Origin of the sequence: Streptomyces sp. NPDC012474 (genome assembly GCF_042955185.1) — a bacterium.
Classification (GTDB): domain Bacteria; phylum Actinomycetota; class Actinomycetes; order Streptomycetales; family Streptomycetaceae; genus Streptomyces; species Streptomyces cahuitamycinicus.
The window spans coordinates 306410-328326 of sequence record NZ_JBIBEP010000004.1; the positions used below are offsets into that span (position 1 = coordinate 306410).

Below are 21917 nucleotides of genomic sequence, written 5' to 3' on the forward strand. Positions count from 1 at the left end.
GCCGTCATGCCGCCTCCGCGCACTCGCGCCTTCGCTGAGAGGTTCGCCGCAGGTCCGTGTCCGGGCTAGGCCGGGCCGACACCGGCCTGGAGCGCGGCGCGCGCCCGGTCCGCCAGCCCGTCGGCCCCGCAGGAGACCGCCAGGTCCAGGCCGCGGCGCAGGTCGGCCGTCGAGCGGGCGGCGATGCCGAGTTCGATGCGGGCCGCCGCGTGTTCGTACTGGCAGGGCGAGGCCTCCAGGTACGTGACCGCCTGGGCGTAGAGCCGGACCGCCCGCTGGCCGGTCTCCAGGTCGGCGGCGCAGCGCAGGGCCTCTCCTATCGCCGTGTCCGTACCGAAGCGCTCCGCTTGGCGACGGACGTCTACGGCGAGCCGGGCGGCGCGGGCCGGGTCCTCGGTGCTGAGGGCGCGGGCGAGGTCGGCCGCCCAGGGGACGAGCACCGGGTTGTGGTGGCCGCGGGCCGCCGCAGCCTTCTCCGCGGCCTCCAGTTCGTTGATGCCGTCCTTGGTGCGGCCGACGGCCAGCAGCAGCCGGCCGCGCACCGAACGGGGATCGGGCAGGACGATGGTCGACGGATAGGGCGGGGCGAAGCCGTGCTGTTCGGCGACGTCCCAGGCCTGCTCGACATGGCCGCGGGCGAGCAGGGTGTCGACGAGGCTGCACGTCGCCGACCAGTACAGGGGCAGGCCGCGGCCGACGCGCTCGGCGAGGCGCAGCGCCTCGCGCAGGGACGCCTCCGCCTCCTTCAGACGGCCCCGCCTGCGGTGGCCGATCCCGACGTAGGCGTGGGCCAGGGCGAGGTGGCCACCGCTCCAGCCGGCGGTCTCGTAGGAACGCAGCGCTTCGTTGTAGAGGGTCTCGGCGCGGTCGAGGCGGTCGGTGAAGCCGTACGCGTTGGCCAGCATCAGCAGCAGTTCGATGCCCCACTCGGTGTCGGTCCAGCCGAGTCCGGGGGCGAGGCGGCCGTTGACGAGGGCGCGGTCGCACAGCTCGGCGATCTCCTCGGCGTTCTCGCCGTGCATCAAGGCGTCGAAGCCGCGCAGGATGAGCAGGGCCCGTTCGGAGTTGTCCCGGCCGGTGCAGGGGCGGGCGAGGTCGGCGAGCCGCCGGGAGCGGCCGGGTGAGGCGGCCTCACCGGCGTGCAGCCCCTCCCACATGAACTGCGCGGCCTGCAACCGCATCCGGTCGGGGCCCGGCTGGAGCCGGGCGGCCTCCACCTCGACCGTGCGGACGGCCTCCTCCAGCTGGTCGTTGTGGAGCAGCGCCTGGGAGAGCCGGAAGACGGCGTCGACCCGCCGGCCGCCTTGCAGGCCGGGCATGGCGAGCGCGGTCCGCAGATGGCCGATGGTGCGGGCGGGCGCGGTGAGGAAGGTGGCCTCGGCCAGTTCGTACAGCACCTGCGGGTGCGACTCGGGCCGGGGCGGTTCCTCCAGGGCGCGCTCCAGGCAGCGGCGGGCGGCGTCGGGGGCGCCGACGGCGAGGTGCTCGCGGGCGGCCTCGCGCAGTTGCCCGACGAGTTCCTCGTCGTCGTCCGGGTGGACCTCCAGGAGGTGCCGGGCGGCGGCCGCGGCTCCGTGTCCCTCGTCGGCGACGATCCGGGCGGCGATCCCGTGCATGGCGGTACGCAGGGCGTCGGGGATGGAGTTGTAGACGGCGGACGCGATCAGCGGGTGGACGAACTCCAGGTCGCCGGAGGCGCTGCGGCCGGTCGCCGGATCGGGCGCGGTGAGGATGCGGGCGGTGCGCAGCAGGTCTGCGCAGCGGCGGGCGTCGTCCGGGCGCAGGGTGGCGAGCTTGGCGACCAGGCCGGTGGAGATGCCGGTGCCGAGGATGGCGGCGGCCCAAGCGAACCGGGTGGCGTCGATGCCGAGTTGCTCCAGGCGGGCGACGAGGCCGCCGCCGCGGGCCGAGCGGTTCAGTTCGCGCAGTTCACCGGCCCGGGCCTCGACCGGTTCGAGTTCGCTGTCCCGCACCCTGGCGAGGAGCTCGACGGTCTCGTAGGGGTTGCCGGCGGTGACGGCCCAGACCTCGCGGCAGAACGCGGCGTCGGCGTGTTCTCCCAGGGAGGCGCGGGTGAGCCCGGCCGTGGCGTCCGGGGTGAGGGCGCTCAGCGTCGTCACGGGGCCGTCCGCGGCGGCTGCGACGGTGTCGAGGTGGCGGGCACTCGCGCCGGAGACCTCCTCGGGGCGGCGGGTGACGACGACCAGGACGGACGTCTCGTCGATGCGCTCGGCGAGCCCGGCGAGCCAGTGCAGGGTCTCCTGGTCCGCCCAGTGCGCGTCGTCGATCAGCAGCACCAGCGGCCAGTCCCGGCGGGCGAGCCGGCGCACGGCCGCGACCAGGCCGTCGCACACGCCCTGCGGGTCGGCCTGCCGGTCGCCGGGTTCCGCGATGCCGAGGGCGGGGCCTGCGATGTCGTACCAGTCGCCGAGGTACTCGCGGGCCTCCTCCGGCAGCATCGACACCAGGGCCGGCTGCAGCAGTTGCCGTACCACGTTGAAGGGGACCGACCTGAGGGTCTCGCCGCCGCGTGCCGACCAGACCGTGCAGCCGCGGGCCTCGGCGATGCGGCGGGTCTCGGCCAGCAGCGCGGTCTTGCCGAGTCCGGCCTCGGCGCGGAAGACCAGCAGTCCGCCGGGCGAGGAACGGTCCGTGCACAGGATCTCGACCGCCCGCGTGACGGCGGCGACCTCCTCGTCGCGCTCCCACAGGGAAGCCGAGGCGGCGGCCGTGGGCCGTACCTCCGTCATCCCGCTACCTCCCCAAGTCGCCCGAACGACGTACTGACGTCGAGCGTAGCCGTCCGATTGCCCGAGTGGAGGGTGGTCGGGGCACCTCTTGCCGTGACGGGTGACACCGGGTGCGGCCGGGCGACGCGCCTGGCCCGTCACCAGCCGCATCGAGGTCAACGGCAGGTGCATGCACGGCAGGTGACGTTCCCTCAACGGTCGTGGGACGCGCGTCCGCTGCTGCTTCGCCGCTCGCCGCCGGGCCGTCGCGGCCCCGGGGCGACCACCCCCGGGAACATCCGGTTCCGGGTCCTCTCATGCCTCTTTCACCGACGCCTCATACGGTGGGGGCATGACGCAGGAGACTCCTCCCGGGTGGTACCCCGACCCCGGACAGACAAGTGACGGGCCCGCCACCGTGCGCTGGTGGGACGGCAAGACCTGGACGGACCGTGTCCGCCCGGTACAGCCGTCCGCGACCTGGGGTCCCGCGGCCGGGCCGGCGGGCGGGCCGGCAGGCGGGCCCGCTGCCGCCGCCGAGGCGCCGGACGGGGTCGGGACACCGGAAGCCGGAGAGCCGACCGGGAGCGGAACGCCGGGAGCCGGAGAGCCGACCGGGAGCGGAACGGGAGCCGGGGCCCAGGCGGACCCCGAGGGGCCGACCGCCGCCGAGGGGCCGACCGCCGGGCAGCCGACCGGCCCCGCGGGCCCGGACGTCACCGGGCGGCCCGAGGGCGTCCAGGGCTCGGAAGCCGTCGGACATACAGGCGCCGCCGGGTACCCGGACGCCGCCGGCTACCCAAGCGCCGCCGGGTATCCAGGCACCGCCGGCCAGCCGGCGAGCGGCGCGTATCCGGGGGCTGCCGGGTATCCCGCCTACCCCGCCTATCCCGCCGCACCTCCGGGCGGCCGGGGGCGGCGGCTGCGCATAGGCGCCGCCGTCGCTGCGGCCGTGGTCGTGCTCACCAGCATCGGCGTGGGCGTGTACGCCCTGACGGACGACGGCGGGGGCGGCTCGCCCACGTCGCAGGGGCAGCCCGGCGGGCCGGGTGCGCCCGGGGGCCAGGGCGGGCCGTTCGGCGGACCGGGCGGGTCCGGGGGCTCCGGTGGCGACGGCGGATCCGGTGGCGACGGCGGATCCGGTGGGCAGAGTCCGGGGCCCGAGCAGTCCCAGCCGCCGAAGATCAGGAGTGGGTCGGTGACCGACGCGATCAGCGGGATCAGCCTGCCGATACCGAAGGGCTGGTACGGCCAGGAGGCCCAGGTCGGCGCGCAGGTGACGTCCGACGACTCCTACAAGTGCCCCGGCGACACCTCCTCGACCTGCACCAAGGGCGGCGCCTACTCCGCACCGGCCCTCGCCCTCGGCACCAAGGGCGACACCGCCGAGGAGATCGCCAAAGCGGACATCGCGCGGAACGCCGAGGAGTCCTACGGCGGCAAGTCCTACGGCGGGATCACCTCCCACGACGTGCTGGTCTCCAAGGCCGTGACCGTGGCCGGGCAGAAGGGCTACCTGGTCCGCTGGAAGGCCGTCACGAGCAAGGGCGCCGACGGCATCGTGGAGTCGCTGGCATTCCCCTCCCCCGCGAACGCGAAGCAGATGGTCGTCGTCCGGTTCGGCGTCGACGCGGGCCAGCAGGAGACCGTGCTCGACGAGATCACCAAGGGCATCGAGGCGGCGACGGGCAGCGGCAACGGTCAGGACGTCTGACCAGGACGGACGCACACGCCGCAACCGGGCGGCCGGCTGGAAGCGCCCCCGCCGGCCGGGACGGACACCCGCACACCGGTCGGCCGGGTGGGGCGCCCCTGCCGCTCACAGGGGAACCCCACCCGGCCGGGGGTGCGCGCCGCCCCCGTCCCCACGGGTCGGCGCGGTCGGGTCACCGTCCGGTCATCCGGTGGACGGCGGCCCGGGTCTCAGGTCAGGCCCAGCGCCGGCAGCACGGCGGCCTCCACGAACCGGACCAGATAGTCCGGGTCGGCCCACTCGCCCTCCAGAACGGGCCGCACCCGCAGGACGCCCAGCAACTGTGCCGGGATGTACTCCAGCGCCGGATGGTCGGCCGGCACCTCGCCGCGTTCGACCCCACGGCGAATGATCTCCTTCAGCGCGGCGATCTCGGGCTCGACCAGCGCCTCGCGCAACGCACACTGCAACTCCGGATCCTGGCCGGCGGCATGGGCGAGCGCCTGGAGCAGCTTGGTGTCCCGGCCCGACAGCTCACCGGCCGCCCGGGCCGCCTCCCGCAGGTCCTCGGCGAGTGAGCCGGTGTCGATGCAGCGCGTGCGCCGGTGGGAGCGCAGCGCCGCCGCCACGAACCGCGGCTTGGTCTGCCACTGGCGGTAGAGCGTGGACTTGCTGCACCGCGTGCTGGCGGCGATGCCCTCCATGGTGACGGAGTCGTAGCCGCACTCGCCCAGTTGCTCCAGCACGGCGTCGTAGAACTCCTGCTCACGCTCGGGCGTGATCTTGGAGCGGCGCGTGACACCGGACGGCTCGGGCCGGTCCGCGGCCTGCGACGTCATGGGCGGTGCTCCTGGCTTTCGTCGGCGGCCGGAAAATTCCCGGCCGGGGGTGTGTCGTACGTCTATCGATACGGCAGTGTACCGGTACGAGCCCGTATCGGTACACTGCCGTATCGGTACGCTCTCGTACCGATAACAGCGCCACCGTCACCGAAGGGGCCGGGGGATGAATGCCCGCACCGAGCCTGTGCGGGCGGGGTCCGACGCGATAGCGCGACCGCCGCTCGTCCGGGAGCTCCTGCTCGTCGCAGGGCTCTTCCTCGTCTACACGTTCGGCGCCGGCCGGTGAACGCCGTCCTGATCGCCGTCGCCCTGTCCCTCGTCTCCGCCGTCGCCTACGCCGGCGCGGCGGTCGCCCAGGAGCGGCTCGCGTCCCGGTCCCCCGGTGCCGGCACGCTGCGGCTGCTCGGCAGCGGTGCCTGGTGGTGGTCGGTCGGGCTGAACGCGTCGGCCGCGCTGCTGCACGTCGTCGCGCTCCGGTACGGCCCGCTGACCGTCGTCCAGCCGCTCGGCGCGCTCACCCTGGTCGCGGCGGTCCCCATGGGGGCGCGACTGGCGGGACGGCGGGTGAGCCCGGTCGAGTGGAGAGGCACCGCGCTGACGCTGCTGGGCCTGGGCGCGGTCCTGGTCACGGCGTCCGGTCCGGCGCCGGACGATGTGCTGAGCGTTCCCGAGGCGCTCGCGGTGGCGGGCGCCACCGCGGCGTTCATCGCGATGCTGTCCCGGCCGGGCGCCCGTCCCGGGCTGCGGCACGCGACCGCCTCCGGGCTGGCCTCCGGTGTCGCCTCGGCCCTCACCCAGACCGTGACCGTGGCCGCGACGGACCGGACCGGCCCCGTGCTGAGCGTCCAGGTGGTCGGCGTGGCACTGCTCGTGGCGGCCTTCGCGGCCGGTGGGCTGCTGCTGTCGCAGACGGCGTACCGGGGCGGTCTGGGCGCTCCGCTGGCGATGGTGACCCTGACCAACCCGCTGGCCGCCGCGGTGATCGGCCTGTCGCTGCTGGGCGAACGCCTCCAGGGCGGCCCGGCGGGCATCCTGCTCGCGCTCGCCGGGGCGGGCCTGGCGTCCTGGGGCGTGGTGCTGCTCAGCCGGGCGGCACCCGCGGCGGCCGACCGAGCCGACCGGGCCGACCCGGTCGGCGACGACCATCCGGTGGCCGCTGTCCTGGCTCTGGAACCCGGCTCGGCCACGGCCGAACCGGCGCTGGTGCCCCGGCCGCACGATCCGGGGCACCTCACCGCTACGCGGTGATGATCGCCGGGTCGCTCACCCCCGGCCGCCCGTTCTCGACGTGACCGGCGAACCGCCGCAGGAACGCCTTGTCGCCCTCGGCGGTCACGGTCAGGTCGTACCAGCGGCGGCCGGCGGCGAGGTCGACGGTCCGGCACACCCTCGTGCCCGGGCGGACCGTGACGGTCGAGGGCCGGCCGCCGTAGCCGCTCACGAGCTTCAGACGGGCCGTTCCGGAGCCCTGGTTGGTGAAGGTCAGTTCGATGTCGTCACCGGTGTGGCGCGCGGTGACCTCACAGCCGGCGGCCGTGTTCGAGCCCTTGAAGACCCGCACGAAGCCGTTCGGACCGTGCACGGTCAGGTCATAGGAATCCCCGGAGTACGCCGAGTTCCAGGTGTCGGAGAGCGTCTTGCCGGCCTCGGTGGTGTACATCCATGGACCGTCGGCGCGGTTGCCGGAGGTGACGTGGAAGGCCCCGCCCGCCTTCCCGCCGGTGGCGAAGGTGAGGGTGAGCTTCCCGGCCGCGGCGTCGACCGAGGCGTCCACGTGCGGGGCGTACTTCAGCGGCCGGGAGCGGCGCAGGCCGCGCTCCTGGCGGGGCATGCGCGGATCCGCGGGCGGGGTCGGCCTGTAGTCGGGGTGGCGCTCGCGGTCCTGCGGCTCGTACGCGTCGGTGCCGGGCAGCGGGGCCGGTCGCGTGTCCTTGCGGGAGAAGTCGAACGCGGCCGTCAGATCACCGCAGACGGCACGGCGCCAGGGCGAGATGTTGGTCTCGCGCACGCCGAAGCGGCGTTCCATGAACCGCAGGATCGAGGTGTGGTCGAGGGTCTCGGAGCAGACGTAGCCGCCCTTGCTCCACGGCGAGACGACCAGCATCGGCACCCGGGGGCCGAGTCCGTACGGGCCGGCCGTCCTGTTGCCGTCGCCCGGGAAGAAGTCGAGGGAGACGTCGACGGTGGACAGGCCGCGGGAGGCGTCCTTCGGCGGCAGCGGCGGCACCACATGGTCGAAGAAGCCGTCGTTCTCGTCGTACGTGATGAACAGGGTTGTCTTCGACCAGACCTCCGGGTCGGAGGTCAGGGCGTCCAGGACCTGGGCGATGTACCAGGCGCCGTAGTTCGACGGCCAGTTGGAATGCTCGGAGAAGGCCTCGGGGGCGGCGATCCAGGAGATCCGGGGCAGCTTGCCGGACTGGACGTCGGCACGCAGCAGGTCGAAGTAGCCGTCTCCGGCCTTGGCGTTCGTACCCGTGCGGGCCTTGTCGTACCAGGGGTCGCCCGGCTCGGCGCCCCGGTACCGGTTGAAGTAGAGCAGCGAGTTGTCGCCGTAGTTGCCGCGGTAGGCGTCCTCGATCCAGCCCCAGGATCCCCGGGCGTCGAGGCCGTCGCCGATGTCCTGGTAGATCTTCCAGGAGACGCCTGCCTGCTCCAGGCGCTCGGGATAGGTCGTCCAGCCGTAGCCGAGCTCGGCGTTGTCCAGGACCGGGCCGCCGCCGCTGCCGTCGTTGCCGGTGTACCCCGACCACATGTAGTAGCGGTTCGGGTCGGTGGAGCCGATGAACGAGCAGTGGTAGGCGTCGCAGACGGTGAAGGAGTCGGCGAGGGCGTAGTGGAACGGGATGTCCTCGCGGGTCAGGTACGCCATGGCCGTGGTGCCCTTGGCGGGCACCCACCGGTCGTACTTGCCGCCGTTGTAGGCCTGCTGCCCGTCGGGCCAGGAGTGCGGCAGGCCCTCCAGGAACTGCATGCCGAGGTCGTCGGCGTCCGGGTGGAACGGCAGGGTCTCCTTGCCGTCCTTCTCCTGGTGCCAGACCGGTTTGCCGCTGTCGAGGGTGACCGGGCGGGGGTCGCCGAAGCCGCGGACGCCTCTCAGGGCACCGAAGTAGTGGTCGAAAGAACGGTTCTCCTGCATCAGGACGACGATGTGCTCGACGTCCTCGATCGACCCCGTGCGATGGTTCGCCGGAAGCGCGGCCGCGCGCTGGATGCTGGCGGACAGCGCACTGAAGCCCGTGGTGGCGCCCGCGAGTTGGAGGAAGCGGCGCCGGTTGACTTCGGACATGAAGGACAGACCTCTCATCCTGCTGTGCTGGATGGCCGGAACGTGACGGAACCTGCGCGGAAGGAGTGTTTCAGGGACACCAAACGACAAGGAAGGGCCCGGTGACACTCGTGTGAAAGTCGCCGGTACGCCAGGTGTGCCGAAGCATTCCCAGGGGAGGGTGAGGGGCGTGACAGAGACGAAGACGGCCTCCCCGCCGACGCAACGGCCCGTCCGACAGCTCCTCGCCGCCTCGGTGGGCAACGCGGTGGAGTGGTACGACTGGTACGCCTACACGTTTCTGGCCACCTACATCGCCGGCCAGGTCTTCCCGGAGAGCACGGACAACTCTCTGGTGCCGCTGCTGTCCACGTTCGCGGTGTTCGCGGTCGGCTTCTTCATGCGGCCGGTGGGCGGGCTGCTGATGGGCGCGGTCGCGGACCGGCACGGGCGGCGCACCGCGCTGACGGTCACCATCCTGCTGATGGGCGGCAGCAGCCTGCTGGTCGGGCTGACCCCGACCTACGCGACGGTGGGCGTGCTGGCGCCGGTGGTCCTCGTCCTCGCGCGGCTGCTGCAAGGCCTGTCCGTGGGCGGCGAGTTCGCGGCCTCGACGACGTTCCTCGTCGAGTCGGCGGGGCCCGGCCGGCGCGGGCTGTTCTCCAGCTTCCAGTACGTGTCGACGACGGTGGGGCAGCTGGTCGCATCCGGCATCGCTGCCCTGCTGGTGGGCACACTGGACGACGGGCAGATGAACGGCTGGGGCTGGCGGGTGCCGTTCGTGCTCGGGGCCGTGCTGAGCCTGGTCGGCTTCTGGATCCGGCAGGGCGCGCAGGAGACCCGCAGCGCCGAGCAGCGGCAGGCCCCGCGCCCGGGCCTGTTCGAGGCGCTGCGCCGGCACCCGCGCGAGTCGCTCCTCATCGGCGGCATCACGGCGGGCGGCACGATCGCGTACTACACGTGGACGTCGTACCTGCCGACGTACGCCGAACTCAACGCCGGCATCGAGAAGTCGGACGCACTGCTCGCGGGCACGATCTCACTGGCCTTCTTCGCCCTGCTGCAACCCGTCGGCGGACTTCTCTCGGACCGCTTCGGCCGCCGCCCCCTGCTGCTCTTCTTCGGCCTGGGCTTCGCGCTCCTCGCGGTGCCCCTGCTGCACATCCTGCGCGACTCGTTCGCCGTGCTGCTGCTCGTGCAGTGCGCGGGCATGGTGCTGCTGACCGGGTTCACCTCGATCAGCGCGGCCGTGAACGCGGAGATCTTCCCGCCCCGGGTGCGCGCGGCCGGTATCGGTTTCCCCTACTCGCTGACGGTCGCCCTCTTCGGCGGCACGGCTCCCTACGTCGGCACGCTGTTCAAGGAGCAGGGGCACGCGGGATTGTTCCCCTGGTACGTCGCGGTGATCTGCCTGGTGTCGTCGGTGGTGTACCTGCGGTTGCCGGAGACGGCTCACGCGCCGCTGCGGCGGTGAGGAGGTCCGCCGTCGGGGACCGGTTCGCCGTCCCCGTCGCTCCCGTGCGGCTCGTCGTGCGGTCCCGCACCGTTGGGCGACCCGGCGGACGCCGGCGGTCCTTCCCTGACGGCTACTCTCTCGGGGTTGATCACGGCGTCGGTGGTCCGGCCGACCTCCGACAGCGTCATCTGGGCGCGGTCGTCGACGAGACGCGTCACCAGGTGCTGTGCTGCGCCGAAGGCCGCGGCCCAGGCGAGGACCTGCGCCCTGCTGTCGAGGTCGCTGAGTCCGGGGACGAAGGCGCCCCGGATCAGCAGCAGCCCGAGGAAGGCCGACAGGGCGCCGGTGGGCAGCTTGAGCACCGCCGACGCCAGAGGCAGCATGTAGGGGGAGTCGGTGCCCCGGATGCGGCGCAGCGACGCGATGACGGTGAGGGCGGCACCGGCGAGTCCGGCGATCTCCACGGTCAGGATGTCCGTCGCCCGGGCCAGACTGCTCGGGTCGGTGTCGGCCTGCTGGTTGTGATACTCGGCGGTGGGGCACACGACGGTGACCGTGTCTCCGGAGCCGCCCTGGGGTGAGAAGCACAGGCTCAGCGAACTGGGCGAGAACCATCCGTACAGGGCCAGGTTCACCACACCGATCATCACGAGGACCGTCGCGGCCCAGAGGATGTTGCGCAGGCTGCGCACCCGGGCCAGTTCGTCGTCCAGGCTGCAGTACGCGGCGTCGAGCGCCCGGCCCATGAGATCCCGGTCGCTCGCGGTGACGTCGCCGGAGATGATGGGACGCAATCGCTGGGCGAGCCGGACGCGCCGTGGGTCGTCCGCGTCCAGATGGTCCTTGACCAGCGCCATGACCTCACTGACGCGGCCTGCGGCTTCGTCGTCGGAAACCAGTTGAATCAGCAATACCTCGGCATTGCGGATATTCGAGCACACGCCCTCACGGGCTGCGGACCCCGACCACAGCTTCCGCCATCCGAAATACTCGTCCGCGGCCGCGTAGGCCTTTTCCAGATGACTTCGCATTCCGTCGATGAGCGCTGTTCGGTCGCCCGGCGGAAGTCTGCCGCTCTCGTGTTCCAGCTCCGCTTCGAGATAGGCGATACGGGCTCTGGCCCGTGCGCGCCACGCGGTCCGGGGCGGGCCGGGACGCGGGCCCCTGGTGATTCGGCGGCGCGTACGGGCGGTCCGGGTCTCGGTCACTCGTACACGGCGGGTACGTGCAGCCTCTCCCATGACCTGCGGCCCGGCGTGCCATCAGCGTCGTGGCCCGAGAGGCCGAGTTTGTGCTGCCACTTCGAGTACGACTTCCGGTCCGCCTCGCTCCACTGCGAGTCGGGCCCGCCGGCGTACGCCGAGCAGCCCTCCTCGATGAGGCGGTACCCCATGGCCTCGATGACCGGACTGGTCACGGACGACTGGAAGAAGTCGGCACCCGGGAACGGCTCGTACTCGCCGTGCATTTCCGGTGCGGACACGCGAATCTTCTGGCCGGGGAAGATGACGTCCCGATTCTCGATCTGAGGATTCCACTCCAGAATCTGGTCGAGCGTCACATGAAACATGGACGCGATCTTGGTGAGGTTGTCACCGGGCTTCACCACATAGAACTCCGTTGTTCTTTCCATATGTCCACGATAAATGCTTCGCCCGCGATAGCGAAGTCGAGAATTCCGTTTCGATTTCACCGACCGGACGGCGACGCGGGGCCGGGCCCCCTTCCGTGACACGGAAGACGTATTGCGCCCCCGCGCGGTCCGTCCCGACGATGTCGCCACGACCCAGAGACGGGAGCCAGCGCCCATGCCCCACATGACCGCCTTCGCCAGGAACCAGTGGTACGTCGCCGCCTACAGTCACGAGGTCGGGCGGGAGTTGCTCGGCCGGACGATCCTCGGTGAGACGCTCGTGCTCTACCGGACGGAGGAGGACGGCACGCCGGTCGTCCTGCACGACCGCTGTGTGCACCGCCGGTACCCGCTGTCCCAGGCGCCGACGCGTCTGGACGGGGACCGGATCGTGTGCGGTTACCACGGCTTCACGTACGACACGACCGGCACGTGCGTGTACGTGCCGGGGCAGAAGCGGGTGCCGCGCACCGCCCGGGTCGCCTCCTACCCGGTCGTCGAGCAGGACTCGCTGATCTGGGTGTGGGTCGGCGACCCGGCGCTCGCCGACCCGCAGACCATCCCCCGGGCCCGGCACCTGGACTCCCCCGGCTGGGTCACCGTGCGCGGCATGGAGCCCATCGACTGCGACTACGGCCTGCTCGTCGACAACCTCCTGGACCTGTCCCACGAGACGTATCTGCACGGCGGTTACATCGGCACCCCCGAGGTCGCCGAGACGCCGATCACCACCGAGGTCGACGAGGGCGCCGGGATCGTCCGGGTGAGCCGGCACATGGACGACGCCGAGTGCCCGCCGTTCTATGCGAAGTCCACCGGCATCGCGGGCCGGATCACCCGCTGGCAGGACATCGAGTACCACGCACCCTGCTTGTACCTGCTGCACAGCCGTATCGCCCCGGCCGGGGTGCTTCCCGAGGCGGACGGCAGCGACCCGAACGGCTTCCACACCGAGATCACGTACGCGATCACGCCGTCGGGCGACGGCAAGGTGTACGACTTCTGGGCCGTCTCGCGCGACTGGGCCACGGACGACGCCGAGGTCACCGAGTTCCTTCGGGGCAACAACCACACGGTCGTGATGCAGGACGTCACCGCGCTCAACCTGCTGCAGGAGACGCTCGGCACCGAGCGGACCGGTTACCAGGAGCTGAGCATCAACATCGACACCGGTGGCCTGGCCGCCCGCCGCATCCTCGCCCGGCTGGTCGAGCAGGGCGAGAAGCCCGTGGAGGAGGTCCGGTGACGGCTCCGACCGGAGAGATCTACCGCATCGACTGGGTGCCCGGCACCGACGTGCTGCACGGCACGTGCCACTGCGGCCGTGAGCACACCGCGCAGGACCCGGTCGAGATGTGGGAGTGGATGCTCGCCCACCCACAGGGGCATGTGAGCGACGGCGAACCGCGAGGGACCGGCTCATGACCGAGTACGAGGACGAACTGGTCGTTCAGCGCCGGGAGTTCGCCGCCGAGGGAGTGCTCGCCCTGACCTTGCGCCATCCGCTGGGCGAGCCGCTCCCGGCCTGGCAGCCGGGCGCTCACGTCGACGTGCTGCTCGGGCCCGGCCTGGAGCGGCAGTACTCGCTGTGCGGTGATCCGGCGGACCGGTCGGCCTGGCGGGTCGCGGTGCTGCGCGAGCCCGCCGGGCGAGGCGGCTCCGCCCATGTGCACGAGCAGCTGGGCGAGGGCGCCAAGGTGCGGGTGCGCGGGCCCCGGAACAACTTCCGTCTGGAACCCGCCCCTCGCTACCGCTTCGTCGCCGGCGGCATCGGCATCACGCCGCTCCTGCCGATGCTGGCGGCGGCGGAGGCGGCGGGCGCCGAGTGGACGCTGCTGTACGGCGGGCGGACCCGCACGTCCATGGCGTTCGGCGGTGAACTCGGCCGCTACGGGGACCGTGTGACGTTCGCGCCGGAGGACGAGACGGGCCTCCTGGACCTGACCTCGGTGCTGGACGACGTGCCCGAGGGCACGCTCGTCTACTGCTGCGGACCGGGGCCGCTGCTGGACGCCGTCGAGGCCCGCTGCCCGTCCGGGGCCCTGCGCGTCGAGCGGTTCCGGCCGAAGGAGCAGCAGACCGGTGGCGACACGGAGTTCGAGGTGGAGCTGGCGCGCAGCGGCAGGACACTCACCGTCGCGCCGGACGTGTCCGTGCTCGACGCCGTGCGCGCCGCCGGGGTCGAGGTCCTGTACTCCTGCACCGAGGGCACCTGCGGCACGTGCGAGACCGACGTCCTGGACGGCGAGCCGGACCACCGCGACTCGGTGCTGAGCGACGACGAGCGCGCGGCGGGCGAGACGATGCTCATCTGTGTGTCCCGCTGCCGCGGCGGGCGGCTCGTGCTGGACCTGTGACCCGGAGAGAAACGGCCGGCGGACACCGTCGGCCGCCACGGCGGGCCCTGCCGCCCGCCCCGCGCTGCCGCCGGCGGACCACCACCGTCCGGGCCGGTGTCCTCGCCGCGGGTCCGGGCGGTGAAGCGCGGCCGTCGAACCGGTGGGGTCCGGCTGTTCAGGGTGCGGCCCACAGGCCCCGCACGTGCCCCAGGTGCCGGGTCATCACGGCCCGTACGGCCTCCTCGTCACGGGCGAGCAGCGCGTCCAGGATCTCCAGGTGCTCCTCGGCCGACGCCTCCAGCCGCCCCTGCTCCACCAGGGCCGTCAGGCCGTAGAGCCGGGAGCGGCGTCTGAGGTCGCGTACGACGTCGACGAGGTGGGCGTTGCCGGCGAGGGCCAGCAGGCCGAGGTGGAAGCGCAGGTCGGCCTCGACGTAGGCGATGAGGTCGCCGTCCGCGGCGGAGGCGACGATCTCCCGGGCGACCGGGCGGAGCGCCTCCAGGGCCACCGGGTCGGCCGTGCGGGCCAGCTTCGCCGTGGTGGGGATCTCGATCAGTGCCCGGATGTGGGTGTACTCGTCGAGCTGCCGCTCGGAGACGGCGGTGACCCGGAAGCCCTTGTTGGGCACGGTGTCGACCAGTCCCTCCTTGGCCAGGTCGAGCATGGCCTCGCGCACGGGCGTGGCGGAGACGCCGAAGCGGGTGGCGAGGCCGGGGGCCGAGTAGACCTCGCCGGGCCGTAGTTCACCGGCGATCAGGGCGGCCCGCAGCGCGTCCGCGACCCGTTCCCGGTGGCTGGGCTTCCTGCTGCCGAGCACGGGCAGGGCGGGGGTGTGCTGCGCGGCCATGACGGTAGGGGTTCCTCTCTCGTGCCCTTACGGGGGTGTCTACAGGACGAATCCCGCCGGGAACGGGTCCTCCGGGTCCAGCAGGTACTGGGCGGTGCCGGTGATCCAGGCGCGGCCGGTGAAGCTGGGCAGCACGGCCGGGTGGCCGGCCACCTCGGTCGTGCCGAGCAGTCTGCCGGTGAAGCGGGTTCCGATGAAGGATTCGTTCAGGAACTCGGTGTGCAGCGGGAGTTCGCCCCGCGCGTGCAGCTGTGCCATGCGGGCGCTGGTGCCGGTGCCGCAGGGCGAGCGGTCGAACCAGCCGGGGTGGATGGCCATGGTGTGCCGGGAGTGGCGGGCGGTCGAGCCGGGGGCGGCCAGGTAGACGTGGTGGAGGCCGTGGATGAAGGGGTCCTCCGGGTGGACGGGCGGGTCCTCGGCGTTGACGGCGGCCATGAGGGACAGGCCGGCCGCGAGGATCTCGTCCTTGCGGGACCGGTCGAAGGGCAGGCCGAACCGCTCCAGCGGCAGGATGGCGTAGAAGTTGCCACCGAAGGCCAGGTCGTACGTCACCGTCCGGCCGTCGGCGAGGGTGGCCTCGCGGTCGAGGCCGACGGCGAACGAAGGCACGTTCCGCAGGGTGACCGCCTTGGCGGCCCCGTCCTCGACGGCCACCTCGGCGACGACCGGGCCCGCCGGGGTGTCGAGCCGGATGGTGGTGACCGGCTCGACGACCTCGACCATGCCGGTCTCGACGAGGACGGTCGCCACGCCGATGGTGCCGTGCCCGCACATCGGCAGATAGCCGGAGACCTCGATGTAGAGGACGCCCCAGTCGCAGTCGGGCCGGGTCGGCGGCTGGAGGATCGCGCCGCTCATCGCGGAGTGGCCGCGCGGCTCGTTCATCAGCAACTGCTTGATGTCGTCGCGGTGTTCGCGGAACCACAGCCGCCGTTCGTTCATCGTGGCGCCGGGGACGGTGCCGATGCCGCCGGTGATCACACGGGTCGGCATGCCCTCGGTGTGCGAGTCGACGGCGTGCAGGGCGAGTTTGCTGCGCATGGTCCTCAGCTCAGTCCGGCCGCGACGGCCTTCTCCGTGGCGGCGCGGACCGTCGCTTCCTGCCCGGGCAGCAGCGCGGCGCGGGGCGGGCGGCACGGCCCGCCGTGGCGGCCGACGATGTCCATGGACAGCTTGATGGCCTGGACGAACTCCACCTGTGAGTCCCAGCGCAGCAGCGGATGCAGCTGCCGGTACAGGGGCAGCGCGCTGCCGAGGTCGCCGCCGACGGCCGCCCGGTACAGCTCGGTGCAGGCGCGGGGCAGCGCGTTCGGGTAACCCGCCACCCAGCCCTTGGCGCCCGCGACGGCCAGCTCCAGCAGGACGTCGTCCGCGCCGATCAGCAGATCCAGTTCAGGGGCGAGTTCGGCGATCCGGTAGGCCCGGCGGACATCGCCCGAGAACTCCTTCACGCCGCGGATGTACCCCTCGCCGTGCAGCCGGGCGAGCAGCTCGGGCACGAGGTCCACCTTGGTGTCGATCGGGTTGTTGTACGCGACGACCGGCAGGCCCGACCGGGCGACCTCGGCGTAGTGGGCGAGGACGGAGCGCTCGTCGGCGCGGTAGGCGTTGGGCGGCAGCAGCATCACCGCGCGGCAGCCGGCCTCACCGGCCTGCTCGGCCCAGCGGCGGGCCTCGGCGGACCCGTAGGCGGCGACGCCGGGCATCACGCGCTCCCCGCCGATGGCGGCGACGGCCGTCTCGACGACCCGGGCCCGCTCCTCGGGTGTGAGCACCTGGTACTCGCCGAGGGAGCCGTTCGGCACGACGCCGTCGCAGCCGTTCTCCACGAGCCAGGCGCAGTGCTCGGCGTACCGGTCGTGGTTCACCGACAGGTCGTCGTACAGCGGCAGCGCGGTGGCGACGAGGACGCCGCGCCAGGGGCGGTGTTCGGTCATGACGGTCCCTCCTGGGGGTGTTGCCGTGCGAGGACGCCGAGCGGCACGGGACGGGCGAACGGGCGCTTGGCCGGGGTGGGTGCGCAGCCGGCGAGACCGGCGATCGCGGTGCCGCACATCCGGCCCTGGCACCAGCCCATCCCGGCCCGGGTGAGCAGCTTCACGGTGCGTTCGTCGACCGCCCCGAGGTCCAGGGCCTCGCGCACGGCTCCGGCGGTGACCTCCTCGCAGCGGCAGACCACGGTGTCGTCGGTGATCTGCTCGGGCCAGTGCGCGGGCGGCGCGTAGGCGGAGTCGAGGGCGGCTGCGGATCGTTGGAGCGCCGTACGGGCCTTGAGGGCGGCGAGGGCCGGGCCGGGGGCGGCGCCGTGCAGGTGGGCGGCGGCCGAGCAGCCGGCGATGTGCCCCTCGGCGAGGGCGAGGGCCGCGCCACCGATGCCGGTGGCCTCGCCGGCCGCCCACACGCCGGGCACGTCCGTGCGCTGTTCGGTGTCGACGGCCACGGCGAGCCCGTCGAGGCGGCAGCCGAGGCCCTCGGCGAGGTCGGTGTGCGGGAGCATGCCGTGGCCGGCGGCGAGGGTGTCGCAGGGCAGGTGCCGTCCGGTGCCGGGCCGGACGTGCCCGTCGGCGTCGAGTGCGGCCACGGTGACGCCGGTCAGCCGGTCGTCGCCGTGGGCGCGGACGACGGTGTACCGGGCGAGGACCGGGACGCGGTGGCGCAGCAGCCCGGCGACGTATCCGGCGCCCTCGGGGAGCTTGCGCGCCAGGGCGGGGGCATGCCGGGCGAGGCGCCTGGGATCGGCGGACTCGACGAGTGCGGCGACCTCGACACCGGCTGCCGCGAGCCCGGTCGCCACGGGCAGCAGCAGCGGCCCGGTCCCGGCCACCACGGCTCGGCGCCCCGGCACCACGAGCGCGCCCTTGAGCATGGCCTGGGCTCCCCCGGCCGTGATGACGCCCGGCAGGGTCCAGCCGGGGAAGGGCAGCACCTGCTCGTAGCCGCCGGTGGCCAGGAGCACGGTGCGGGCGCGCACCTCGACGGGCTCCTCCTGTTCCGGCCCGAGCAGGGCGTGCAGGGTGAAGCCGTCCGGCGTGCGCTCCACGCACCACACATGGTGGTCCGTCAGGACGCGCACGGCACTGGCGGCGAGTCCGTCCCGCAGCCGCTCCCAGGTCCGCCACCCGTGGTGCAGCGCCTCGGGCCTCCTGGCGCCGAGTTCCGCGGCGGGCTGCCGGTAGAACTGCCCGCCGGTCCGCGGCGCGGCGTCGACGAGCGTGACCCGTACGCCGCGCGCGCAAGCCGCCAGGGCGGCGGCGAGTCCGGCCGGTCCGGCACCGATCACGGCGAGGTCAGTCCGCATGGCGCGCCTCCTCATGACCCGTCCGGTCCCCTGCGCCGGTCTCCCCGTGGCCCGCCCCGTCCCCCGTCCCGGCCCCTCCGTGGCCCGCCCCGTCCCCCGTGCCGGTCTCCCCGTGACCCGTGCCGTCCTGTGAGCCGATCTCGTCGCCCGGCCGCACCGGCACCAGACAGGCCCGTTGGTTGGGGCGGCCGTTGACGGTCACCAGGCAGTCGAAGCAGACGCCGATCCCGCAGAACACCCCGCGCGGACGGCCCTCGACCCGGGTGGAACGCCACGACGTCACCCCTGCCGCCCCCAGCACGGCGGCGACCGTCTGCCCGGGCAGCGCCTCGACCGGCCGCCCGTCGAACGTGACCGTGAAGGCGGGGCCGGGGCGGGCCCCGGCCAGCTCCAGCGGGTTCACCCGGCCTCCTCGGTGAAGCGGTCGGGCCGGAACGGGCCCAGGTCCAGATCGGGCGGGCGCCCCGTCAGCGCCTGGGCGATCAGATGCCCGGTGCCGGTGGCGAGCCCGATGCCCGCGCCCTCGTGCCCGCAGGCGTGGAAGAGCCCGGGCGCCCTAGGATCGGGGCCGATCGCGGGCAGGTGGTCCGGCAGATACGGCCGGAAGCCGGCGTACGTCCGCATCGCCCGGACGCCGGCGAGGAACGGGAAGAGCGCGGTCGCCCCGGCCGCCAGGGCGCGCAGTGCCGGGAGCGAGAGCGACCGGTCGAAGCCGACCCGTTCACGGCTGGCGCCGATGAGGACCGGCCCGGCCGGGGTGCCCTCCACCACCGGGGAGGTCTGCAGCGCCGCCGAGTCGCTCGCGACGTCGGCCACGTAGTCGGCGGCGTACACCTTGTGCCGGATGCGCGGCGGCAGCGGCTCGGTGACCAGTACGAAACCCCTCCGGGGCAGCACCGGCAGGGACACTCCGGCGCGGGCCGCCACCTCGCCGCCCCAGGTGCCGGCCGCGTTGACGACCGCGGGGGCGTGGAGGTCATCCCGGTCGGTACGCACGCCACGCACCGCGCCGCCAGGGCCGCGCAGGATCCCGGTCACCTCCCGGCCGGTGAGCACCCGGGCCTTCGAGGCGCGCAGCAGGTGCGCCGCCGCGAGGGCGGGCATCACCTGGGCGTCCTGCGGGTAGTGCACGCCGCCCGCGAGGCCGGGGGCCAGGTACGGCTCCAGTTCGGTGAGCCGGCCTGGCGGCACCGGGACCGCCTCGACGCCGGCGGCGCGCTGCTCGGCGGCGAGCTTCTCCAGCGCGGCCAGGGCCCGGTCCGAGCCGGCGACGACGACACCGCCCTTGGCCTCGTACTCCACGGCCTCGCCCAGCCCCTCCCGGGCCAGGGCGGCCCACAGCCGGGCGGACAGCAGGGCCAGTTCGAGCTCGGGTCCGGGTTCCTTGTCGGAGACGAGGAGGTTCCCCTCCCCCGCTCCGGTCGTGCCGCCGGCCACCGGCCCCCGGTCCACCACGACGGCGTCCAGGCCCGCGCGGGTCGCGTACAGGGCGGTGGCGGCGCCGACCACACCGGCTCCCACCACCACGACATCGCAGGTCAGCGACTTGCTCACGGCAGTACTATGTCACACACCACAGAGGCTGAGAAGGGTGCGGGGAACGGGCGGCCGACCGCGCGGGAGCGGTCAGTCGGCCACGGGGACGACTCTCAGGTGGGCGGCGGTGCGGCGGGTGCGGCGCTCGCCGGTCGCGGAGCGGCGCGTCTCGCGCAGGACGAACGTGACCCGGGCGCAGCCCAGTTCCTCCAGCGTCCTGGACGTCTCGACGACGATCCGGCACTCGGTGGGGCCCCGGCGCGGGTCCGGGTGGAGCAACGGCCGTACGGCACCGTCCTGCTCGACGGCGTCCTCGCCGACCGCGCGGATCCAGTGCGGCAGGCCGTGCCGGTAGGCGGCCTCCATGATCGGGTCCTGGGCGATGTCCCGGCGGATGCCCTGCAGGCCGTGGTCCGGGCCGTGGATCTCCACGGTCCGTGCGAAGTGCGCGAGCATCGGCAGGCACCAGCTCGCCTCGTGGTCGCCGAGCACCGCGGGGGCGTCGGGGTGGAAGAGCACGAACCGGAGGAAGTTGTCGCCCGGCATGGCCGTGGGGTGCGGGCCCACCTCGCGGAAAAGTGACCGGAAGGCGTTGTTGGTCCGCACCACGTCCCAGCAGTGGTCGACGACGAGCGAGGGGAAGGAGACACCCTCCAGGAGCCCGGCGTAGTCCTCCAGGTAGGCCTGGGCCTCGGGAGTCTCGGGGGCGGGCCGCGGTGCCGGCCGCCGCCCTCCTGCCTGATATGCCATCGGGAGGTCACCCCTCTTGCCTGTGCGGCCCTGACGCGGCGCCCCGATCCTGCTGCCCCGGGCTGAGGCGTGTCAACTATCGTGGCATTCCATGTCTGTTGACGGCTGAAATTGGCCACAGTTGTGGCGAGACCTGGATGTGAGTTCGAACCACCGGCTACGCTCCGGGAAGTTCACGCCGGGGTAGGTCACGGCATCCACTTGTGAGAAGCCTGTGAGATACGTAGGAGATCTGTCGGTGACGGGTGGCTTCGTCGAGGGTCCGGGCGCCACGCCGACGGCCGTGCTACCGGCCGTCGTCTCCCGTGTCGGCGCGCTCGCCGACCGGCTCGGCGTGCCGCACGCCGAGGTCTTCGACATCGGCCGGCTGTCCGTCGCCTCCGGGGTTCCGGACCCCGTGGTCAAGGCCCTGCTCTGTGGCCGGCCGGCGGGTGAGCCCGACGTTCAGGCCCGGTTCCTGCAGCGCCTGGACCTGCTGCGCCGGACCAGGCTCAAGCCCAACGGCCGCAAGTACACCCAGCAGGAGATCGCCGACGGCGCGGGCATGTCCCGCCAGCAGGCCGGCGCCCTCATCAACGGCGACCGGCGGCCGACCATGGAGCACTGCGACGCCCTCCAGCGGTTCTTCCGGGTGCACGCCGGCTTCCTGACGGCCGAGGACCCCGAGGCGCTGGTGAGCGCCCTCCAGAACACCGAGCAGGAACTGCTGCAGAAGCTCGCCGACCGCGAGCGGGAGGCGACCGCTGCGGCGGACGACCCGCTGGAGCGGCTGCTGCAGGACCACGGCGTGCGCGGCATCGCCTGGCGGGCCGCGCAACTGCCCACCGACCAGCACCGCGACAAGGTCGCGGAGTGGCTGGACATGCTCCTGGAGAGCGTCAAGCGGCCCGAGTCGTGACCGTGGGGAGAACTGTGGGCATCGGTAAGGAAATGCGCCGTCTGTGCGGCGAGCTGGTCGCGGAGCTGACCCTCCCCGCGCCGGCTCGGCCCGAGGAGCTGTACGCCGCCCTGTGCGACGGAATGAGCAGACGCCGCGGCCGCCCAGTCCGCTTCCGAACGGCCGCGTTCCCGCCCGGGACCGCCAGCGGACTCTGGCTGGACATGGCGGAGCAGGACCTGGTCGTGATCGAGGAACGCACCGCTCCCGATCACCAGTTGGTGATCCTGGGCCACGAGCTGTGGCACATGAAGGCCGGGCACTGCTCCCACCATGTCGAGGGCGCCGCCGTCGCGGCCCGGTTGCTCGATGACGGTGCCGATCTCCAGGCGACCGTGCTGAAGGTCGCCGCCCGCACCCGCTTCGACCTCGACGACGAGAAGGAGGCCGAGAGCTTCGGCCTGCTGCTCGCCAGCAAGTGCCGGGCCTGGCTCGCCGGTTCGTCGTCGCGCGGCCCGGTGCAGCGGGATCACCTGGCGGGGCGGATCGAGGCGTCACTGGGGTATCGCGGACCGCAGGGCTGACGGGCCGCCCAGCGCGGCGACGGAGCGCGGTGCGCCTCCGCCGAGCGGGCGAACCGGAGGGCTGT

At 73.2% G+C, this 21917-nt stretch carries 19 protein-coding genes and 2 pseudogenes; 9 read left to right on the plus strand and 12 right to left on the minus strand.

Going from position 1 to position 21917, the window contains the following annotated elements:
- Window positions 1–65 precede the first annotated feature (65 nt).
- On the minus strand, window positions 66–2750 hold the full coding sequence (locus ACFY9S_RS12065; RefSeq protein ID WP_391126172.1) for an AAA family ATPase: 2685 nt from the start codon (window positions 2748–2750) through the stop codon (window positions 66–68).
- A 331-nt stretch (window positions 2751–3081) separates the two neighbouring features.
- On the opposite strand from ACFY9S_RS12065, the gene ACFY9S_RS12070 reads away from it, so the two are divergent.
- The gene (locus ACFY9S_RS12070; protein ID WP_391126175.1) at window positions 3082–4443 is read left to right on the plus strand and encodes a DUF2510 domain-containing protein; all 1362 of its coding nucleotides are present in this window, start codon (window positions 3082–3084) and stop codon (window positions 4441–4443) included.
- Between the two features lie 209 nt (window positions 4444–4652).
- On the opposite strand, the gene ACFY9S_RS12075 is transcribed toward ACFY9S_RS12070, so the two are convergent.
- Window positions 4653–5261 carry a TetR/AcrR family transcriptional regulator C-terminal ligand-binding domain-containing protein gene (locus tag ACFY9S_RS12075; RefSeq protein WP_391126178.1) on the minus strand — a complete coding sequence of 203 codons (609 nt, stop codon included), beginning with the start codon at window positions 5259–5261 and terminating at the stop codon, window positions 4653–4655.
- 166 nt (window positions 5262–5427) lie between these two features.
- On the opposite strand from ACFY9S_RS12075, the pseudogene ACFY9S_RS12080 reads away from it, so the two are divergent.
- Together ACFY9S_RS12080 and ACFY9S_RS12085 are read left to right on the plus strand one after the other, a co-directional pair.
- A pseudogene (locus ACFY9S_RS12080) lies at window positions 5428–5538 on the plus strand (inositol phosphorylceramide synthase); the annotation flags it as partial.
- A gap of 8 nt (window positions 5539–5546) precedes the next feature.
- Window positions 5547–6512 carry a hypothetical protein gene (locus tag ACFY9S_RS12085; protein ID WP_391126181.1) on the plus strand — a complete coding sequence of 322 codons (966 nt, stop codon included), beginning with the start codon at window positions 5547–5549 and terminating at the stop codon, window positions 6510–6512.
- Here the strand turns inward: ACFY9S_RS12085 and ACFY9S_RS12090 are convergent.
- Complete coding sequence (locus tag ACFY9S_RS12090) at window positions 6502–8553, minus strand: phosphocholine-specific phospholipase C (RefSeq protein WP_391126184.1); 2052 nt, start codon at window positions 8551–8553, stop codon at window positions 6502–6504. The two genes, ACFY9S_RS12085 and ACFY9S_RS12090, sit on opposite strands and share 11 nt — an antisense overlap.
- Window positions 8554–8722: 169 nt before the next feature.
- Between ACFY9S_RS12090 and ACFY9S_RS12095 the strand changes: the two genes are divergently transcribed.
- Entirely contained in the window at window positions 8723–10006 is a 1284-nt protein-coding gene (locus tag ACFY9S_RS12095; protein WP_391126186.1) for an MFS transporter, read from the plus strand.
- Here ACFY9S_RS12095 and ACFY9S_RS12100 read toward each other — a convergent pair.
- Together ACFY9S_RS12100 and ACFY9S_RS12105 are read right to left on the minus strand one after the other, a co-directional pair.
- Window positions 9985–11019, minus strand: a complete 1035-nt coding sequence (locus ACFY9S_RS12100; RefSeq protein ID WP_391126189.1) for a hypothetical protein — start codon at window positions 11017–11019, stop codon at window positions 9985–9987. The genes ACFY9S_RS12095 and ACFY9S_RS12100 overlap by 22 nt on opposite strands.
- A gap of 173 nt (window positions 11020–11192) precedes the next feature.
- Window positions 11193–11621, minus strand: a complete 429-nt coding sequence (locus tag ACFY9S_RS12105) for a peptidoglycan-binding protein (protein ID WP_391126192.1) — start codon at window positions 11619–11621, stop codon at window positions 11193–11195.
- Between the two features lie 175 nt (window positions 11622–11796).
- Here ACFY9S_RS12105 and ACFY9S_RS12110 point away from each other — a divergent pair, with 175 nt between their 5' ends.
- The 3 genes from ACFY9S_RS12110 to ACFY9S_RS12120 are packed head-to-tail and all read left to right on the plus strand — an operon-like array spanning window position 11797 to window position 13978.
- A complete protein-coding gene (locus ACFY9S_RS12110) occupies window positions 11797–12867 on the plus strand; it encodes a Rieske 2Fe-2S domain-containing protein (protein WP_391126194.1) in 1071 nt (356 codons plus the stop codon).
- Window positions 12864–13046 carry a hypothetical protein gene (locus ACFY9S_RS12115; RefSeq protein WP_391126197.1) on the plus strand — a complete coding sequence of 61 codons (183 nt, stop codon included), beginning with the start codon at window positions 12864–12866 and terminating at the stop codon, window positions 13044–13046. The genes ACFY9S_RS12110 and ACFY9S_RS12115 overlap by 4 nt, the downstream gene beginning before the upstream one ends.
- Complete coding sequence (locus ACFY9S_RS12120) at window positions 13043–13978, plus strand: 2Fe-2S iron-sulfur cluster-binding protein (protein WP_391126200.1); 936 nt, start codon at window positions 13043–13045, stop codon at window positions 13976–13978. The genes ACFY9S_RS12115 and ACFY9S_RS12120 overlap by 4 nt, the downstream gene beginning before the upstream one ends.
- 157 nt (window positions 13979–14135) lie before the next feature.
- On the opposite strand, the gene ACFY9S_RS12125 is transcribed toward ACFY9S_RS12120, so the two are convergent.
- The 7 genes and pseudogenes from ACFY9S_RS12125 to ACFY9S_RS12155 all read right to left on the minus strand — a co-directional run bounded on the left by ACFY9S_RS12125 (window position 14136) and on the right by ACFY9S_RS12155 (window position 20391).
- Window positions 14136–14807 carry an FCD domain-containing protein gene (locus tag ACFY9S_RS12125; protein ID WP_391126203.1) on the minus strand — a complete coding sequence of 224 codons (672 nt, stop codon included), beginning with the start codon at window positions 14805–14807 and terminating at the stop codon, window positions 14136–14138.
- 39 nt (window positions 14808–14846) lie between these two features.
- Entirely contained in the window at window positions 14847–15848 is a 1002-nt protein-coding gene (locus tag ACFY9S_RS12130) for a proline racemase family protein (protein ID WP_391126206.1), read from the minus strand.
- Window positions 15849–15853: 5 nt separating this feature from the next.
- The gene (locus ACFY9S_RS12135) at window positions 15854–16744 is read right to left on the minus strand and encodes a dihydrodipicolinate synthase family protein (RefSeq protein WP_391126209.1); all 891 of its coding nucleotides are present in this window, start codon (window positions 16742–16744) and stop codon (window positions 15854–15856) included.
- Window positions 16741–18105 (minus strand): FAD-dependent oxidoreductase, encoded by a 1365-nt coding sequence (locus ACFY9S_RS12140; RefSeq protein WP_391126212.1) that lies wholly within the window; start codon window positions 18103–18105, stop codon window positions 16741–16743. Before ACFY9S_RS12140 ends, ACFY9S_RS12135 begins: the two co-directional genes overlap by 4 nt.
- A gap of 112 nt (window positions 18106–18217) precedes the next feature.
- Window positions 18218–18508, minus strand: a pseudogene (locus ACFY9S_RS12145) ((2Fe-2S)-binding protein); the annotation flags it as partial.
- A complete protein-coding gene (locus ACFY9S_RS12150) occupies window positions 18505–19659 on the minus strand; it encodes an FAD-dependent oxidoreductase (RefSeq protein ID WP_391126215.1) in 1155 nt (384 codons plus the stop codon). The pseudogene ACFY9S_RS12145 and the gene ACFY9S_RS12150, both read right to left, overlap by 4 nt.
- Before the next feature lie 72 nt (window positions 19660–19731).
- Window positions 19732–20391 (minus strand): hypothetical protein, encoded by a 660-nt coding sequence (locus ACFY9S_RS12155; protein ID WP_391126218.1) that lies wholly within the window; start codon window positions 20389–20391, stop codon window positions 19732–19734.
- 238 nt (window positions 20392–20629) lie between these two features.
- Here ACFY9S_RS12155 and ACFY9S_RS12160 point away from each other — a divergent pair, with 238 nt between their 5' ends.
- Together ACFY9S_RS12160 and ACFY9S_RS12165 are read left to right on the plus strand one after the other, a co-directional pair.
- On the plus strand, window positions 20630–21289 hold the full coding sequence (locus ACFY9S_RS12160) for a helix-turn-helix domain-containing protein (protein ID WP_391126221.1): 660 nt from the start codon (window positions 20630–20632) through the stop codon (window positions 21287–21289).
- 32 nt (window positions 21290–21321) lie between these two features.
- Window positions 21322–21852: a hypothetical protein gene (locus ACFY9S_RS12165; protein ID WP_033307649.1), complete on the plus strand. Its 531-nt coding sequence runs from the start codon at window positions 21322–21324 to the stop codon at window positions 21850–21852.
- Window positions 21853–21917 lie beyond the last annotated feature (65 nt).

Excerpts from the sequence above, each read along its gene's own strand:
- ACFY9S_RS12065 (WP_391126172.1), bottom strand. The coding sequence starts at position 2,750 with ATGACGGAGGTACGGCCCACGGCCGCCGCCTCGGCTTCCCTGTGGGAG.
- ACFY9S_RS12070 (WP_391126175.1), top strand. The coding sequence starts at position 3,082 with ATGACGCAGGAGACTCCTCCCGGGTGGTACCCCGACCCCGGACAGACA.
- ACFY9S_RS12075 (WP_391126178.1), bottom strand. The coding sequence starts at position 5,261 with ATGACGTCGCAGGCCGCGGACCGGCCCGAGCCGTCCGGTGTCACGCGC.
- ACFY9S_RS12090 (WP_391126184.1), bottom strand. The coding sequence starts at position 8,553 with ATGTCCGAAGTCAACCGGCGCCGCTTCCTCCAACTCGCGGGCGCCACC.
- ACFY9S_RS12100 (WP_391126189.1), bottom strand. The coding sequence starts at position 11,019 with ATGCGAAGTCATCTGGAAAAGGCCTACGCGGCCGCGGACGAGTATTTC.
- ACFY9S_RS12105 (WP_391126192.1), bottom strand. The coding sequence starts at position 11,621 with ATGGAAAGAACAACGGAGTTCTATGTGGTGAAGCCCGGTGACAACCTC.
- ACFY9S_RS12110 (WP_391126194.1), top strand. The coding sequence starts at position 11,797 with ATGCCCCACATGACCGCCTTCGCCAGGAACCAGTGGTACGTCGCCGCC.
- ACFY9S_RS12120 (WP_391126200.1), top strand. The coding sequence starts at position 13,043 with ATGACCGAGTACGAGGACGAACTGGTCGTTCAGCGCCGGGAGTTCGCC.
- ACFY9S_RS12125 (WP_391126203.1), bottom strand. The coding sequence starts at position 14,807 with ATGGCCGCGCAGCACACCCCCGCCCTGCCCGTGCTCGGCAGCAGGAAG.
- ACFY9S_RS12130 (WP_391126206.1), bottom strand. The coding sequence starts at position 15,848 with ATGCGCAGCAAACTCGCCCTGCACGCCGTCGACTCGCACACCGAGGGC.
- ACFY9S_RS12135 (WP_391126209.1), bottom strand. The coding sequence starts at position 16,744 with ATGACCGAACACCGCCCCTGGCGCGGCGTCCTCGTCGCCACCGCGCTG.
- ACFY9S_RS12140 (WP_391126212.1), bottom strand. The coding sequence starts at position 18,105 with ATGCGGACTGACCTCGCCGTGATCGGTGCCGGACCGGCCGGACTCGCC.
- ACFY9S_RS12155 (WP_391126218.1), bottom strand. The coding sequence starts at position 20,391 with ATGGCATATCAGGCAGGAGGGCGGCGGCCGGCACCGCGGCCCGCCCCC.
- ACFY9S_RS12165 (WP_033307649.1), top strand. The coding sequence starts at position 21,322 with ATGCGCCGTCTGTGCGGCGAGCTGGTCGCGGAGCTGACCCTCCCCGCG.